Genomic DNA, 14,158 nt, shown 5'->3' with positions numbered 1-14,158 from the left:
CATGCTCACGCGCCGACTCGCCCTGCTCACCGCCGCCACCGCGGCCCTTGCCGGCCTGGTGCCGGCCCACGCCCAGGATGCCGCGGCCAACTGGCCCACGCGCCCGGTGCGCCTGGTCGTGACCTTCCCGCCCGGCGGCAGCAGCGATGCGGCCGCGCGCATCGTCGCGCCCAAGCTGGCCGAGCGCCTGGGCCAGCCGGTGGTGGTGGAAAACCGCCCCGGCGCCGGCGGCGGCATCGGGCTCGACCTGGTGGCCAAGGCGCCGGCCGACGGCTACACCATCGTGCTGGCTTCAGCGGGCGGCCTGACCGCCAACCCCAGCTTGTACAAGCAGCTGAGCTACAACCCCGAACGCGATTTCGCGCCGGTCACGCTGTTCGGCACCAGTCCCTTCGTGCTGCTGGCCAACCCGTCGCTGCCGGCGCAGAACGTGGCCGAGCTGCTCAAGCTGGCCAAGTCGCAGCCGGGTCGCCTGAGCTACGCATCGGGCGGCAACGGCACGGCCATGCACCTCTCGGGCGAGCTGCTCAAGTCGATGGGGGATGCGCGCATCCTGCACATCCCCTACCGCGGCAGCGGCCCCGCGCTGCTGGCCGTGATGTCGGGCGAGACCAACCTGGCCATCGCCGACCTGGCGACCGTCTCCGGCCAGCTGAAGTCGGGCCGGGTGAAAGTGCTGGGCGTGCTGAGCAAGGAGCGTTCGGCCCTGGCACCGGAATTCCCGACGCTGGCGGAGACCGGCCTGCGCGGCTACGAATCGGCCGGCTGGTTCGCCATCCTGGCCCCGGCCGGCACCCCGCCGGCCATCGTGCAGAAACTCAACACCGACATCACCGCGGTGCTGCGGGCACCCGACGTGCGCGAACGCTTCGCCGCGGCCGGCCTCGAGCCGCTGCCCAGCACCCCGCAGGAACTGGCTTCGCTGATGAAGTCGGAAACGGCCAAATGGGCCAAGGTGATCAAGGAGTCGGGCGCCAAGCTCGACTAGCCAGCCGGCAGCGGGGCCTCACGCCGCTGCAGGTGCGCGCAGCTGAACTCGCCCGGACCACCTTCGACGACCTGCACGGCCGCTGGCAGGCGAGCCTTCCCACCCCAGGAGCGAAAAAGCCCCGCCGCTGAGGGCGAGGCTCGCGTGCGGCGCCGAGGCGAATCAGCGCACGAACGCCCGCACGTCCCAGTAATCCGGCGCCGGCCGGTACTCGCCCAGCAGCACCACCACCTGGTCGAAGGCGGCCGCGCCGAGGGCGAAGGTGTTGCCCGAGACGAAGGGCTTGGGCACCGACTGCGGGGGCAACTCGATCCGCCCACCGCGCGCGTCCCCCGAATCCTCGAAACGTTGCACGAACACCCGGTAGCCCAGCGCCTGTTCGGTGTCGGCCTCGACGTCGAGCCAGGCCAGCGCGAAGCCGCCGTCCGCGAGCACGACCGCCTGGGGGTTGAGCAGATGCCCCTGCGGCACCTGGACCTCGCTCACCAGCGTCCGCGTGGCCACGGGGACCCCCAGCGGGCTGAACGTCTGCGCCACGATCTCGCGACCCGCCGGCGTGTCGTTCTCCCAGGCCAGCAAGTAGTCGCCGCTCGCCAGCGTGACCATGGGCAGGGTGGCGAGCGTCGGGTTCGCCGGCACCTCGGCGGCCGGGCCGAGTGCCGCGCCGTCGGCCGCGAAGGCGCGCGTGAGGGTGCGCACGACGCCGGCCGAGCTCTCACGCCATGACAAGGCGAAGCCACCGGCGGGCAGCGCCGTCGCTCCGAGCACGTACACGCCATCGCGCCAATCCACGGTCGGCTCGGTCGCCAGCGAGACCTCCTCGGCGCGGGGCGTGCCGTCGGCGTTGAAGACGCGATACAGGCCCCGACTCGGCGCGAAGCGGCCGTTGCTGGCGTTGATCGCCAGCACGAAGCCGCCGTCCGCCAGCGCGACCGGTTGCGCGTGGTAGCCGAAGTTCGACAGCGCGATGGTGATCTGCGGTCCGATGGGCTCGCCGTTCGCGCTGTAGCGGCGCGCGAAACTGTTGGACTCGTACTGATAGCGCGATTGCGACCAGGTCAGCAGGAACTCGCCGTTGGCCAGCGCCGCCACCTCGGGCGAGTGCGCCTCCAGGGCGGCCACGGTTTCCGAGCCGACCGGATGGCCAAACGCATCGAAGCGCTGGAACACCACCTGCGAGGCGTAGTAGGCCGGATAGCCATTGACCACGGGCGAGCTTTGCCAGGCCGCCACGTAGCCACCGCCTTCGAGGCGAACGAAGCTGGCGGCGTGCTGCACGCCGGCGTCGGTGGCGTTGACCTCGAACTCGCTCACCGCGAGCCGCACCGGTTGCGCCGGCGCCGGGGGCGCGGCCACGGGCGGCTCGGCCGCCGGAGGCGGCTCCACCGAAGGCGGCGGCGGCGTCGGCGGCGCCGGCGGCGCGGGCGCCGGTTCGGCCTGTGCGGGGATGGGATCGGACAGCGTCACGAAGACCGGCGCCTCGGTCGCGGGTGCCGGGCTCGGAGCGGCCGGCGCCGGAGCCGGTGCGGCGGGCGGAGGGGGCGCGACGGCCACGGGATCCCCACCAGGCCCCTGCGCCCCGGGTGCCGGCGCGGCACCACCGCCGCCTCCTCCGCCACAAGCGGCCAGCGTGAACAGCGCGGCCACGCTCAACCACCTGCCCATCCGACGTGAATCGTTCATCCCATCCTCCCCAAGGTCTGCTCAGGCGCAGCGACGGTCGCTGCGCAACCGGACCATTTCAGGCGCTGACGGATGAGAGGGGTGTGACAGCCTGTCACTGGATCCGCGTCGATCGATGCACGCTCCAAGGCCTTGCGGGCAGCGACGGGCGCGGCACGCCGGGCCGGGCTGAGCGGTGGCTCGAGGCCATGGCCGGGCCGCGCGCGGTCACGGCGGCGCAGCCGGTCACCGGATCTAACAGCCGCTTACCCGGCTCAGCAGCCGGAGCTGGCTCAGAAGCTGAACGTGCAGGCGCTGGCCGGCAACACGCCGCCGCCCGATACCCCGTTGTTGTTCAGGTCATCGAGCAGGTTCTTGAGTGCTTCCTGCGCCGCACGCTGCGGGTGGCCCGAGGTCGTGACGGGTGCGGCCGCGAGCGCCGCCTCGGCCAGCGCCAGCAGCTGGTTCACGGTGATGCTTCCCGTGACGCCGGGAATGCCATAGCCCGTGGCGTCGACCAGGGCCCCGCCGACCACGTCGCCGGCATGCACGTTCAGCCATGCGGCGGCGAGCTGGCGCGACAACTGGTGCGCCATGTTCTGCGCGTTGCCGCCGCGCAGCCAAGCCGACAGCTGGTCGTGGTCCGCGGGATCGAAGGCCGAGCCATTGGCCTGGACCAGGTGCAGCGCGGAAAGCCCGGCGTAGATATCGACCGAGCCGGCGGCCTCGATGGACGCCGCACCGTTCCTGTTGCTCCAGTAGCCCGGCGTGCGGCCGCCGGCGCTGGTGCCGCCCATGCAGACGTTGCCGAACTTGACATCCACCCGGCCTGCCGTGGGCACCTCGATGGTCAGCTTGTTCAGGTAGGTGCCGTCCGAAGAGACCGGATTGATCTTGAAGTCGCCCGCGACGTAGGCGTTCGTCGCCACCCACGTGCCGCCCGTGGCGCCACCGGGGCGGAACTCGCGCACGGTCAGGGCGCCGGCGGTGACGCCGTCGTCGTTGACGAACCAGGCGTGGGTGAACTTGGTCGTGGCCGATGCGGAGGTGTCGACCTTCCAGCCATCGATGAACTCCTCACCGGCGTCCAGCCGCCCGTTGCGGTTGGCGTCGTAGAACTTGTAGACATCCACCTGGGGCCCGCCGCCGAATTCCTTCAGACCCGCCGCGTCGCCTCCACCGCCGCCGCCACAGGCGACCAGGGCCGCGGCCGAGACAGCCGCCAGGGAACACCTCAGGAACGAGACACCGCGCATGACGAACTCCCGCGAATGAATGGAGCCGCGATGTTTCCGCTGCCGGTCGTGCTTGTGTCTTCGTGTTAACAGGTCGTGCAGCTGTTTGCCAAATGAAACCTCAGCGGGACCACGGGCCTCGGCCATTCCTGCCTCGCGGTGCCCCGGCCGATCGTTCCATCGACTGCATCGGCTCCTCCCGATCGCTGCTCAGGGTGGGCTAGCATGGCCCCATGTCACTGTTGCTCTCCTGGTTGATCTTGACCGTCGCCGTCTGGCTCACTGCCGCGCTGCTGCCCGGCTTCCATGTGCGCAGCTTCGGGGCCGCCATCGGTGTCGCGGCCTTGATCGGGGTGCTGAACTTCCTGCTGGGCTGGCTGCTGTTCACGGTGTTCACCATCGCCACCCTGGGACTGGCCTGGCTGCTGGCGTTCATCACGCGCTGGATCATCGACGCCATCATCCTGAAGCTGGCGGACCGGCTCACCGACGGGCTCACCATCGACGGCTTCCGCTGGGCACTCGCCGGCTCCTTCGTGATGTCGCTGCTTGGCACCGCGGGCGAGTGGTTGGTGAGGTGACCCTCGAGCTGCGCTTGGACCGATCCGCATCACGCGCGGGCCGCTGGCCGGCCCCGGCGCCGTATCCATGATCCGCAGCGTCGGCCTGCGGCTGCAGCACCCCGGTGGGCCCATGCTGGCTTTCCCCGACGTCGACCTGGCCCAGGGTGGCAGGCTCTTGCTGCTGGGCCCTTCGGGCAGCGGCAAATCCAGCTGGCTCGCATTGGTGGCCGGGCTGCTCGTGCCAGACGCCGGGCAGCTGGAGGTGGCCGGACAGGCGCCGCACGCCCTGCCGCAGGGCGCCCGCGATCGCTGGCGTGGCGAGAACGTGAGCCTGCTGCCGCAGAAGCTGCACCTGAGCGCCTCGCTCACCGTTCGCGAGAACCTGGCCCTGTGCTATTTCGCGTTGCGCCGGCCGGTGGACGAAACCGCCATCGGCACGGCCCTGCACGCGCTCGACGTCGGCCACCTCGCGCCGCATCGCCCGGCCCGGCTGTCGGTCGGCCAGGCGCAGCGCGTGGCGCTGGCGCGTGCGCTGCTGCTGTCGCCGCGGGTGCTGCTGGCGGACGAACCCACGGCCAGCCTGGACGACGAGTCGGCGGCGGCCGCGACCGGCCTGCTCGCCTCGACGGCGGATCGGCTGGGGGCCACTTTGGTCGTGGCCACCCACGACCGCCGCGTGCGCGAGCAGCTGGCGACGGCTGCCGTGCTGTCGCTGCGCCGCCCGGAGCAGGCCGCATGAACGTCCTCTCGCTGTCCTGGCGCCTGCTGCGCGCGCGCCCGCTGGCGGCGCTGCTGAACCTGCTGCTGCTGACGCTGGGCCTGGCCTCGGTGGCGTTCGTCATCGTGGTCGGCGCGCAGGTGGAACGATCCTTCACGCGCGACCTGGCCGGCATCGACTTGGTGGTCGGCGCCAAGGGCAGCCCCCTGCAGCTGATCCTGGCCGGGGTGTTCCAGATCGACGTGCCCCCCGGCAACGTGCCCTTGTCCGAAGTGCAGGCGCTGCAGGCGCATCCCATGGTGGCCCAGCTGGTGCCGCTGTCCATGGGCGACAGCTTCCGCGGCCTGCGCATCGTCGGCACCACGCCGGCCTACCTCGAGCTTTTTGGGCTCGAGCCCGCCCGCGGCGAACCGAACTGGCGGCCGATGCAGGCGCTGCTGGGGGCCGAAGCGGCCGAGGCCACGGGCCTGGTGCCGGGCCAGCGCTTCGTCGGCCAGCACGGCCTGGGCGGCGGCGGGCACGCGCATGGCGACACGCCCTACACGGTGGCTGCGGTGCTGGCCCGCTGCGGCTGTGTCGCGGACCGGCTGGTGCTGACCTCGCTCGAATCGGTGTGGCAGGTCCACGAGGACAGCACGGCGGTGGACGAGGAGGACCGGCGGGCGCTGCAGGCCGAGCGCGAGGTCACCATGGCGCTGGTGCGCTATCGCACCCCGCTGGCGGCGGTGACCCTGCCGCGGCTGGTCAACGCCTCCACCTCCATGCAGGCGGCCGCGCCGGCCATCGAGGTGACGCGCCTGCTGCGGCTGCTGGGCGTGGGCGCCGAGGTGCTGCGCGGCGTTGGCGCCGTGCTCCTGGCCAGCGCCGCGCTGTCGGTGTTCATCGCCTTGTGGCACGCGGTGCGCGAGCGCCGGGCCGACCTCGCCATGCTGCGGCTGCTGGGCGCCGGTCCGGCCCGGGTGGCGGCGCTGGTGGTCTGCGAGGCGTTCTGGCTGGCCGCGATCGCCTGCGCGCTGGGCCTGGCCGTGGCCCATGCGGGGGTGGCTCTGATAGGCTCCCAGCTCGCCGCGCGCCAGTCCTTGCCCTTGTCCGGTGCCGTGTGGCTGCCGCAGGAAGGCTGGGTGCTGCTCCTGGCTTTCGCCGTGGCCCTGCTGGCCGCCGCCGTTCCGGCGATCAGCGCCTACCGGCTCGACGTGGCCCGCCTGCTCGAACGAGATTGACCCACATGAAACCTGCCTCCCGAACCCTGCTCGTCGTGGCGCTGCTGCTGGCCCCCCTGGCCGGCCTCGCGCAGTCCAGGCACGGCAGCGACGACATCCGCAAGGACGTCCAGCGCCACCGCGCCATGGCCGCCGCCCATGAAGCCGCCGCCCGCTGCCTCGAATCCGGCAAGCCGTACGAGACCTGCCAGCGCGAGCTGCAGTCCGCGTGCAAGGGCCTGGCCATCGGCCGTTACTGCGGCATGCGCCACGAGCACTGAAGCGCGCCGCGCGCTTCGCCACCTCCCTTCTTTCCAGGAGCCGTCGATGATGAAAAGCGTTCTGGGCGCCGGCCTGCTGGCGCTGGCCGCCGCCGTGGGCGCACAGCCCACCGGCGCGTTCCCCGCCAAGCCGGTGGTGCCGGGCACCGGCGCCGGGGTGCACAGCCCCGACAGCCCCATCCCACCCCTGCCCGAGCGCAGCGACGCACTGCCGTGGTCCCTGCTCACCGCGGTGAAGCACCGCACCGAAAACAAGCGGGTCCTGCCGCTGTTCTCGCCCGAGCAACTCGCGCTCGATGGCAAGCCGCAGCGGCTGCAGGGATTCATGATGCCGCTGCAACCCGGTGAGAAGGTGCGCCACTTCCTGCTCAGCTCGGTGCCGCTCACCTGCTCGTTCTGCGTCCCCGGCGGACCCGAGAGCATGGTGGAAGTGCGCACCCGCACGCCGGTGGCCTACACGCCCGAGCCGGTGCTCGTCGAAGGCCGCTTCCACGTGCTGCGCGACGACCCCATGGGTCTGTTCTACCGGATGACCGACGCCGCGCCGGTGCGGTAGAGGCGGCGTCCGGCTGGAACGCGCCTGTAGAGTCGCGGGCATGGACGCCAGCGCCTTCGAGTACTTCCACGCCGTCGCCCGCACCGGCAGCATCTCACGCGCCTCGGTCGAGCTGGGCATGGAGCCCTCGACCGTGACCCGGCACATCGCCCGGCTCGAGCAGGACGCCGGCGTCAAGCTGTTCCACCGCAGCGGGCGGGGCATGCTGCTGACCGATGCGGGGGCCCTGCTGCTGCAAGAGGCCGGCAAGGTGGTGGACACGCTGCAGCACGCGCGCCGGGTGGCCGCCGACCTGGCCGCGGGTGGTCCGTCGCAGATCGTGGTCGCCGCCCAGCCCACCATCGTGAAGGTCTGCTTCGCCGCCATGGCACACGCCCTGAGAAGCCGCTACCCGCGCGCCCGCGTGCGGGTGATCGAAGGCTCGGCCCATGAACTCGTGTCCTGGCTGCACCAGGGAAAAGTCGACGCCGCCCTGCTGTACGTCCCCCACCTGGCCCAGGGCCATGCGGGCGGCGAGGTGCTGCTGCGCGAACCGCTGCATTGCATTTTTCCGGCCGTGCAGCCGGCGCCGCCCGGGCCGGTCACCGTGCCCGCCGCACTCGAGCTGCCGCTGATCCTGCCCAGCACGTCCCATGGCCTGCGTGCGCTGGCCGAGAGCTGGGCGCAGCGGCACGGCAAGAGCCTCGACGTGGTGCTCGAATGCGACGGCTCGACCTCGATGACGCGGCGGATGGTGCAGGCGGGGCTGGGCTGCACCATCCTGCCGCTGGCCTCCGTCGAGGAGGAGGTGGGTCGCGGGCTGTTGCAGGCCGTGCGCATCGAAGGCCCCGAGGCCCTGCGATCGGTGGTGCTGGCCACGGCCCAGAACCGCCCCCCGGTGACCGGGCTGCTGGACATCACCCATCTGCTGCGCGACACGGTCTTTCAACTGGTGGATGCCGGCCGGTGGCCGGGCGTGGACCGGCGCACCGCCTGACCCGGGCAGCCCCGGGGCACCGGCCGCGCACCGTCATCGGCGCAATGCAGGCGTGCGCCGATTGCGTTGCCGCACGGCACGAGCGCTCCTACGATGCGTCGGCATTCCAGACGACCACAAAGGAGACAAGCGTCATGAAACTGGTTTCCATCCTCATGGACGGCGCCATCCACATCGGGGCGGTGGCCGGCGACCAGGTGATCCGGCTGAACGACTACCTGCCTGCGCACGCGCAGGTGCCCGGTGACATGGTGCGCTTCCTCGCGGCGGGTGAACCGGCCATGCAGGCGGCGCGCCGGGCGCTGGAGCGCCATGCGCGCGAGCCGGCCCGGGCGGTGCCCCTGGCCGAGGCCGACCTGCAGGCCCCGGTGCCGCGCCCCGGGAAGATCATGATGGGCGGGCGCAACTACCTGCGGCACCTCGACGAGCTGCGCGAGGAAGGCAAGTCACGGCAGGAAAAGATCGTCACGCCTCCCATGCCGCACATCTTCTCGAAGTTCGCCGAGTCGGTCACCGGGCCAGGCAAGCCGATCGTCTACCCGAAGATCGTCAAGCAGCTGGACCTGGAGGGCGAGCTCACCGCCGTGATCGGCAAGCGGGCGCACTGGGTGAGCGAGGAGGACGCGCTGGACTACGTGGCCGGCTACACCATCATCAACGACGTCTCGGCGCGTGACCTGCAGGCCCAGGGGCTGCTCCTGATCTCCAAGGGCTTCGAGACCTTCTGCCCGATGGGGCCGTGGATCGTGACCCGCGACGAGATCCCCGATCCGCAGAAGCTCAGCGTGCGCACCTACATCAACGACCGGGAAGTCTGCGTGGCGCACACCTCGGAGATGCTGTTCACGGTGAGGCAGTTCATCGCCAGCCTGTCGCGCGTGTTCCCGCTCGAGCCCGGCGACGTGCTCTCCACCGGCTCGCCGCCGGGGCCGGGCATGTACCACAACCCGCCGTTGCTGGCCAACCCCGGCGACACCATGCGGGTCGAGATCGAGGGCATCGGCGTCTTGTCGAACCCGGTCGTCGCGGCCACCCGCTGAGCGGGACCGGCTGCAGCTCACCAACAAGAAACGGAGACGACCATGAACAAGCGACAGTTCCTTCGACTTCCCCTGCTGTCCGCCATCGCCTGGGCTTGCGTGGCCGGCACGGCCTCGGCGCAGCCATCGGCCTACCCCGGCAAGCCGATCACGATCATCGTGCCGTTCGCGGCCGGCGGCAGCACCGACACGATGGCGCGGCTGATCGGCAAGAAGCTGAGTGCGCACCTGAACCAGCCGGTCATCGTGGAGAACCGGCCCGGCGCCGGTTCGACCATCGGCTCGGCCATCGTGGCCAAGGCCCCGCCGGACGGCCACACGCTGCTGGTCAGCACCATCTCGCTCGCGATCAATGCGAGCCTGCAGCCCAACGTGCCATTCGATGCCGTGAAGGACCTGCAGCCGGTCACGCAGATCTCCAGCCTGCCCCTGGTGCTGGTGGTCAACTCCAGCCTGCCGGCCCGCAACCTGCGCGAGTTCGTCGAGCTGGCGCGCAACCGGCCGGTCAAGTTGAACTACGCGTCCTCGGGCAACGGCACCTCGCCGCACCTCGCCGGCGAAATGTTCAAGACGATGGCCAAGGTCGACATGGTGCACGTGCCCTACAAGGGCAACGCGCCGGTGATGAACGACCTGCTGGCCGGCCACGTGGACGCCCACTTCGGGCTGCTGCCGGCGATGCTGCCCCAGGTGAAGAACGGCAAGCTGCGGGCGCTGGCCGTCACCACGGAGAAGCGCACCCCGGCATTGCCCGACGTGCCGACCCTGGCGGAGTCGGGCTTCCCCGATTACGAGATCAACTCCTGGCAGGGCCTGTTCGCACCGGCGCAGACGCCGCCCGAGGTGGTGCGCCGCCTGAGCGAGGTGATGAACCGGATCATCGACGAGCCGGAGTTCCGGACCTCGCTGAGCAAGGAAGGCTCCGACCCGGTCGGCGGTTCTTCCGAGCAGTTCACGCGACACGTCGAGAACGAGGTGCGCAAGTGGGCCCGGGTGGTCAAGGAGTCCGGCGCCAAGCCGGACTGACCCGCGCAGGCCGACCCGTGCTGGCGATCCAGGTCCGGCACCCCGGCGGGCCCGAGGTGCTGGAGTGTGTGCAGCTGCCCGAGCCGGCGATCGCCCCGGGGCTGCTTCGGGTGCGCGCGCGAGCGATCGGCGTCGGCAAGCCCGACGTGCTGATCCGCCAGGGCATCTACCGATGGATGCCGCCGCTGCCTGCGGTTCCCGGCAACGAGTTGGCCGGCGAAGTGGCGGAGGTGGGGCCTGGCGTCACCGGATGGCGAGTGGGCGATCGAGCCCTGGTCAGCTCGCGCGAGCTGGCCCAGCGTGGTGGCTGCTACGCGCAGGAGATCTGCGTCCCCGCGCAGGCCGCCTTCCGGCTGCCACCCGAGGTGCCGTGGGACGACGCGGTGTCGCTGCCGAACTACCAGCTGGCGGGGGCCTTGCTGCATGCGTCGGGCGGTCGCGTGCCGGGGTCTTTCGTCGTGCATGGCGGCGCGGGCGGCGTTGCCATTGCGTTGGCGCAGATGGCGGCCGTCGACGGCATCCGTGCCATCGCCACCGCCAGCACGCCGGAGAAAGCGGCCTACGCCCGCCGCCACGGCGGCGCCGAAGGGATCGACCGCTCCCGTGAAGACGTCGCCGCCCGCGTGCGGGCGTTGACCGGCGGCCGAGGCGTGGACGTGGTGTTCGACCACGTGGGAGGCCCGGGCTTCACGGCCAACCTGGACCTGCTGGCGCCCCTGGGCACCCTGGTTTCGTACAACGCGCTGGCGGGCTTGCCCACCGACAACCTGCTGGAGGCGCTGCGCCGCCACGGCTCGAAAAGCCCGGCCATCCGCTGCTACACCATCCACACGCTGGACGGCGATCCGCCGCTGCGCCGTGCCCTGCTGCAACGGGCCATCGACCTGCTGGCGCAGCGCCGCATCCACCCGCCGCCGGCCACCTGCCTGCCGCTGTCGCAGGCGCGCCGGGCGCACGAGATGCTCGATGCGGCGGTGGTGCTGGGCAAGATCGTGCTGCGGCCGGAGGCCTGAACGAAATGGCGCCGCGGCGTCCGGCGCACCCGAACAGGTTCGTGGCACGGCCGCCAGGCACGATGGCCGCCTGGCCCCTGCCGTCCCAGGCCCTCAGCTCTCGGTCCTGACGTTCGCCTGCCTGATGACCTTCTCCCACTTGACCAGGTCAGCCTGGATGGTGCGCGCGAAGGCCTCGGGTGTGCTGCCCACGGCTTCACCACCGACGGAGCTCATGATCTGCTTCTTGACCTCGGGCTGCCCCAGGATGGCGGCGACCGCCTGCTGGATGGTCGCGACGATCGGCGCCGGCGTGCCGGCGGGGGCCACCAGGCCGTACCAGACGCTGGCTTCGTAGTTCGGCAGGTTGGCCGCCTCGGCGACGGTGGGGATCTCCGGGTAGCCGGACAGCCGCTGCGAGGACGTGACGCCGAGCACGCGGACCCGCCCGCTCTTGGCCAGTGCCATCACGTCGTTGCCGAAGACCATCTGGATGATTCCAGAAGCCAGGTCGTTGTTACGGGCCGAGGTCGCCTTGTACGGCACATGCACGGTCTGGATGCCGGCCATCATGTTGAACAGCTCGCCCGCCAGGTGCGAGGACGTGCCCTCGCCCGACGAGCCGTAGTTCAGTTTGCCCGGCATGGACTTGGCGAGCGCGATGACCTCGGCGCTGGTGCGCGCCGGCACGTCGTTTCCGACTCCGAGAAAGAACGGGGTCGAGGCGACGATCGAGACCGGCGCGAAGTCCTTCAAGGGCGAGTAGCGGATCTTGCGCTGGATGGTCGGATTGATCGACAGCGTGGTGACGGTCGCCATCAGCAGCGTGTAGCCGTCCGCCGGCGCCGCGGCCACATGCTCCGCGGCGATCATGGTGCTGGCGCCGGGCCGGTTCTCCACGACCACCGGCTGACCCAGCAGGCCGGCCATGCGGTCGGCCACGATGCGCGAGAGCTGGTCCGCCGCGCCGCCCGGGGCATGGGCGCACACGATCCTGATGGGCCTGACGGGATAGGCCTGGGCATGCGCATAGGGCGCGATGGCCCATGCGCCCAACGCGCCCAGCACGTGGCGGCGGGTGGGAATCAGTCGCAACATGAGGTGTCTCCTTGGTTTTGTTAACCTTGCCGAAGTAGTTTCCGCTCGCCACCGGGCGCCTGCAAAGTGAGTTCTGTGCAGCGCCGTGTGACTTTTCCTGATCGCCATGGACAGACGTTCGCTCCCACTCAATGCCCTGCGGACGTTCGATGCGGCGGCCCGCCACCTGAACTTCACCCGCGCGGCCGAGGAGCTGGGGGTCACGCATGGGGCGGTGAGCCGCCAGATCTCCGCCCTGGAAGCCACGCTCGCCACCAGCTTGTTCGTGCGCGACCTGCCCATGCGTCTCACGGCCGAAGGGCAGGCACTGTTCGACGGCGTGTCCCCGGCACTCGATGCGATTGCCATCGCGGTGGACGAAGCCAGCCGCCGCAAGTCGCGCTCGCTGGTCCGCGTCAACGCGCCGCCCACCTTCACCATGAAGTGGCTGATTCCACGGCTCACCACTTTCCAGCGCCGCTTCCCGGAAGCCGACGTGCGGCTGTCCACCGGCACCGGCGAAGCGCAGCTGAGCCGCCTGGGCGACCTGGACGTGATCATCCGGCGCGTGTCCAGCGAGGATCGAGCCGATCAGATGCAGCCCTTCCTGTCCGGCGAGCTGGCCTGCGTGTGCGCTCCTGAATTGATGGAGGGGCAAGCGTTGAAGGGACCCGTCGACCTGCTGCAGCACCGGTTGATCGAAGCCGCGACCAATCGGACCAACTGGGAACACTGGTTCGCGGCCGCCGGGCTGCCGAGACCGCCCGAGAGCCAGTTCCTGCGCTTCGAGGAAATGTTCTATGCCGTGCAGGCTGCACTGGACGGGCTGGGCATCGCCCTCATTCCACTCACCCTGGTGGCCGACGACCTGGCTGCCGGCAGCCTGGCGATTCCGTTCATGCTGCCTGCCGCGACCGAGCGCGACTATTGCTTCGGCGTGGCACCGGCCCGGCGGCAGGCGCCGCTGACGCGCGCCTTCGTGGAGTGGCTGGTCAGCGAAGGCGCGGCGTCCAACCAGATGGCATCCGAGGTGCTGCACGAGACGGCTCAACAGGTGCCGGGCGGCTCCTCGTAGGGCACCGCCGCACGCGCGGCGTCCCAGATCACGCGCGCTGAAGGCGACCGGGACTCTTCCAGCAGATGCCCCACCAGGCCGCCCGCTCGCGAGGCGACGGCAAAGCCGCGCATCGCCTCCACCGGCACCCCGATGTCCAGCAGCAAGGCGCCGATGGCGCCGGTGGCGTTGATGGTGAGGTGCCGGCCCATCGCGGCGTCCACCTGCACCGCCAGCTGCTGCAGCAGTCTGGCGTGACGTCCCAGGCCGCCGTGGCGCTCGGCCACCGTGAACAGCTTGCCCGAGCGCGGGTCGTCCGGGCGGTGCGTGGCATGGCCGAAGCCGGGAATCGGCTGGCTTCCGAGCACGCGGCTGACAGCGAAGTCACTCAGCACGGCCGCAGGCTCGGCGCCGGCGTCGACGCGCGCAGCCAGCGACACCAACATCCCGGCGCACTGTTCGGTGGTGCCGGCGAAGACGCCGCCGACTGCGAGCAACCCGCTGGCGATCGCCACCTGGGGTTCACCGGGGACGCTGTGCGCCATCAGGCGCGCGACCAGCGTGCTGGGGTTGAAGCCGTGCTCCATCAGGGTCACCAGGCAGGCGTCGAGCACCGCGAGTTCATCCGCCGTGGGGAGGCGCCCGCAGGTCAGCAGGTACAGCATCTGCGAGTAGCTGCACTCCCCAATCAGCTCGCGCACCAGGTCGCGGCCGGCGACACGCACCGAAGTCGCGTCGCTGGTGGCGATGCGGGTGCGTGCCACAGTCGAACGGCCTTCAGCCATCCGTCG

15 protein-coding genes are annotated in these 14,158 nt (G+C 71.0%); 11 read left to right on the top strand and 4 right to left on the bottom strand.

Annotated features, from left to right (window positions below):
- The first annotated feature begins 1 nt into the window (after window position 1).
- Entirely contained in the window at window positions 2–988 is a 987-nt protein-coding gene (locus JI739_RS20270; RefSeq protein ID WP_201685821.1) for a Bug family tripartite tricarboxylate transporter substrate binding protein, read from the top strand.
- Window positions 989–1,150: 162 nt separating this feature from the next.
- Here JI739_RS20270 and JI739_RS20265 read toward each other — a convergent pair whose 3' ends face one another.
- Window positions 1,151–2,671, bottom strand: coding sequence for a hypothetical protein (locus JI739_RS20265; protein WP_201685820.1), 1,521 nt, complete (start codon window positions 2,669–2,671; stop codon window positions 1,151–1,153).
- A 272-nt stretch (window positions 2,672–2,943) separates the two neighbouring features.
- A complete protein-coding gene (locus tag JI739_RS20260; protein ID WP_201685819.1) occupies window positions 2,944–3,906 on the bottom strand; it encodes a hypothetical protein in 963 nt (320 codons plus the stop codon).
- Window positions 3,907–4,118: 212 nt separating this feature from the next.
- Here JI739_RS20260 and JI739_RS20255 point away from each other — a divergent pair, with 212 nt between their 5' ends.
- The 9 genes from JI739_RS20255 to JI739_RS20215 all read left to right on the top strand — a co-directional run bounded on the left by JI739_RS20255 (window position 4,119) and on the right by JI739_RS20215 (window position 11,257).
- Window positions 4,119–4,466, top strand: coding sequence for a phage holin family protein (locus JI739_RS20255; protein ID WP_201685818.1), 348 nt, complete (start codon window positions 4,119–4,121; stop codon window positions 4,464–4,466).
- Between the two features lie 67 nt (window positions 4,467–4,533).
- Window positions 4,534–5,187, top strand: a complete 654-nt coding sequence (locus tag JI739_RS20250) for an ABC transporter ATP-binding protein (protein ID WP_201685817.1) — start codon at window positions 4,534–4,536, stop codon at window positions 5,185–5,187.
- Window positions 5,184–6,386, top strand: coding sequence for an ABC transporter permease (locus JI739_RS20245; RefSeq protein WP_201685816.1), 1,203 nt, complete (start codon window positions 5,184–5,186; stop codon window positions 6,384–6,386). The genes JI739_RS20250 and JI739_RS20245 overlap by 4 nt, the downstream gene beginning before the upstream one ends.
- 5 nt (window positions 6,387–6,391) lie before the next feature.
- Window positions 6,392–6,646 (top strand): hypothetical protein, encoded by a 255-nt coding sequence (locus JI739_RS20240; protein WP_201685813.1) that lies wholly within the window; start codon window positions 6,392–6,394, stop codon window positions 6,644–6,646.
- Between the two features lie 49 nt (window positions 6,647–6,695).
- Complete coding sequence (locus JI739_RS20235) at window positions 6,696–7,202, top strand: DUF3299 domain-containing protein (protein WP_236589923.1); 507 nt, start codon at window positions 6,696–6,698, stop codon at window positions 7,200–7,202.
- 40 nt (window positions 7,203–7,242) lie between these two features.
- A complete protein-coding gene (locus JI739_RS20230) occupies window positions 7,243–8,178 on the top strand; it encodes a LysR family transcriptional regulator (RefSeq protein WP_201685809.1) in 936 nt (311 codons plus the stop codon).
- A 134-nt stretch (window positions 8,179–8,312) separates the two neighbouring features.
- Window positions 8,313–9,218 (top strand): fumarylacetoacetate hydrolase family protein, encoded by a 906-nt coding sequence (locus tag JI739_RS20225; protein WP_201685807.1) that lies wholly within the window; start codon window positions 8,313–8,315, stop codon window positions 9,216–9,218.
- Between the two features lie 42 nt (window positions 9,219–9,260).
- Window positions 9,261–10,244: a Bug family tripartite tricarboxylate transporter substrate binding protein gene (locus JI739_RS20220; protein WP_201685805.1), complete on the top strand. Its 984-nt coding sequence runs from the start codon at window positions 9,261–9,263 to the stop codon at window positions 10,242–10,244.
- A gap of 17 nt (window positions 10,245–10,261) precedes the next feature.
- Window positions 10,262–11,257 (top strand): zinc-dependent alcohol dehydrogenase family protein, encoded by a 996-nt coding sequence (locus JI739_RS20215; protein ID WP_201685803.1) that lies wholly within the window; start codon window positions 10,262–10,264, stop codon window positions 11,255–11,257.
- 93 nt (window positions 11,258–11,350) lie between these two features.
- On the opposite strand, the gene JI739_RS20210 is transcribed toward JI739_RS20215, so the two are convergent.
- A complete protein-coding gene (locus JI739_RS20210) occupies window positions 11,351–12,334 on the bottom strand; it encodes a Bug family tripartite tricarboxylate transporter substrate binding protein (RefSeq protein ID WP_201685801.1) in 984 nt (327 codons plus the stop codon).
- Window positions 12,335–12,440: 106 nt separating this feature from the next.
- Here JI739_RS20210 and JI739_RS20205 point away from each other — a divergent pair, with 106 nt between their 5' ends.
- Window positions 12,441–13,388: a LysR substrate-binding domain-containing protein gene (locus JI739_RS20205; protein ID WP_201685800.1), complete on the top strand. Its 948-nt coding sequence runs from the start codon at window positions 12,441–12,443 to the stop codon at window positions 13,386–13,388.
- Here JI739_RS20205 and JI739_RS20200 read toward each other — a convergent pair.
- Window positions 13,361–14,152: a citryl-CoA lyase gene (locus JI739_RS20200; RefSeq protein ID WP_201685798.1), complete on the bottom strand. Its 792-nt coding sequence runs from the start codon at window positions 14,150–14,152 to the stop codon at window positions 13,361–13,363. The two genes, JI739_RS20205 and JI739_RS20200, sit on opposite strands and share 28 nt — an antisense overlap.
- Between the last annotated feature and the right edge of the window lie 6 nt (window positions 14,153–14,158).

Origin of the sequence: Ramlibacter aurantiacus, assembly GCF_016722895.1 — a bacterium.
In the GTDB taxonomy this organism is placed as follows: domain Bacteria; phylum Pseudomonadota; class Gammaproteobacteria; order Burkholderiales; family Burkholderiaceae_C; genus Ramlibacter; species Ramlibacter aurantiacus.
The sequence above is the reverse complement of the archived record's forward strand: the minus strand, read 5'-3'. Positions and strand labels throughout refer to the sequence as shown.

What these genes read in the sequence shown, in the direction of transcription:
- JI739_RS20270 (WP_201685821.1), top strand. Translation starts at nt 2, where the DNA reads ATGCTCACGCGCCGACTCGCCCTGCTCACCGCCGCCACCGCGGCCCTT.
- JI739_RS20265 (WP_201685820.1), bottom strand. Translation starts at nt 2,671, where the DNA reads ATGAACGATTCACGTCGGATGGGCAGGTGGTTGAGCGTGGCCGCGCTG.
- JI739_RS20260 (WP_201685819.1), bottom strand. Translation starts at nt 3,906, where the DNA reads ATGCGCGGTGTCTCGTTCCTGAGGTGTTCCCTGGCGGCTGTCTCGGCC.
- JI739_RS20255 (WP_201685818.1), top strand. Translation starts at nt 4,119, where the DNA reads ATGTCACTGTTGCTCTCCTGGTTGATCTTGACCGTCGCCGTCTGGCTC.
- JI739_RS20250 (WP_201685817.1), top strand. Translation starts at nt 4,534, where the DNA reads ATGATCCGCAGCGTCGGCCTGCGGCTGCAGCACCCCGGTGGGCCCATG.
- JI739_RS20245 (WP_201685816.1), top strand. Translation starts at nt 5,184, where the DNA reads ATGAACGTCCTCTCGCTGTCCTGGCGCCTGCTGCGCGCGCGCCCGCTG.
- JI739_RS20240 (WP_201685813.1), top strand. Translation starts at nt 6,392, where the DNA reads ATGAAACCTGCCTCCCGAACCCTGCTCGTCGTGGCGCTGCTGCTGGCC.
- JI739_RS20235 (WP_236589923.1), top strand. Translation starts at nt 6,696, where the DNA reads ATGAAAAGCGTTCTGGGCGCCGGCCTGCTGGCGCTGGCCGCCGCCGTG.
- JI739_RS20230 (WP_201685809.1), top strand. Translation starts at nt 7,243, where the DNA reads ATGGACGCCAGCGCCTTCGAGTACTTCCACGCCGTCGCCCGCACCGGC.
- JI739_RS20225 (WP_201685807.1), top strand. Translation starts at nt 8,313, where the DNA reads ATGAAACTGGTTTCCATCCTCATGGACGGCGCCATCCACATCGGGGCG.
- JI739_RS20220 (WP_201685805.1), top strand. Translation starts at nt 9,261, where the DNA reads ATGAACAAGCGACAGTTCCTTCGACTTCCCCTGCTGTCCGCCATCGCC.
- JI739_RS20210 (WP_201685801.1), bottom strand. Translation starts at nt 12,334, where the DNA reads ATGTTGCGACTGATTCCCACCCGCCGCCACGTGCTGGGCGCGTTGGGC.
- JI739_RS20205 (WP_201685800.1), top strand. Translation starts at nt 12,441, where the DNA reads ATGGACAGACGTTCGCTCCCACTCAATGCCCTGCGGACGTTCGATGCG.
- JI739_RS20200 (WP_201685798.1), bottom strand. Translation starts at nt 14,152, where the DNA reads ATGGCTGAAGGCCGTTCGACTGTGGCACGCACCCGCATCGCCACCAGC.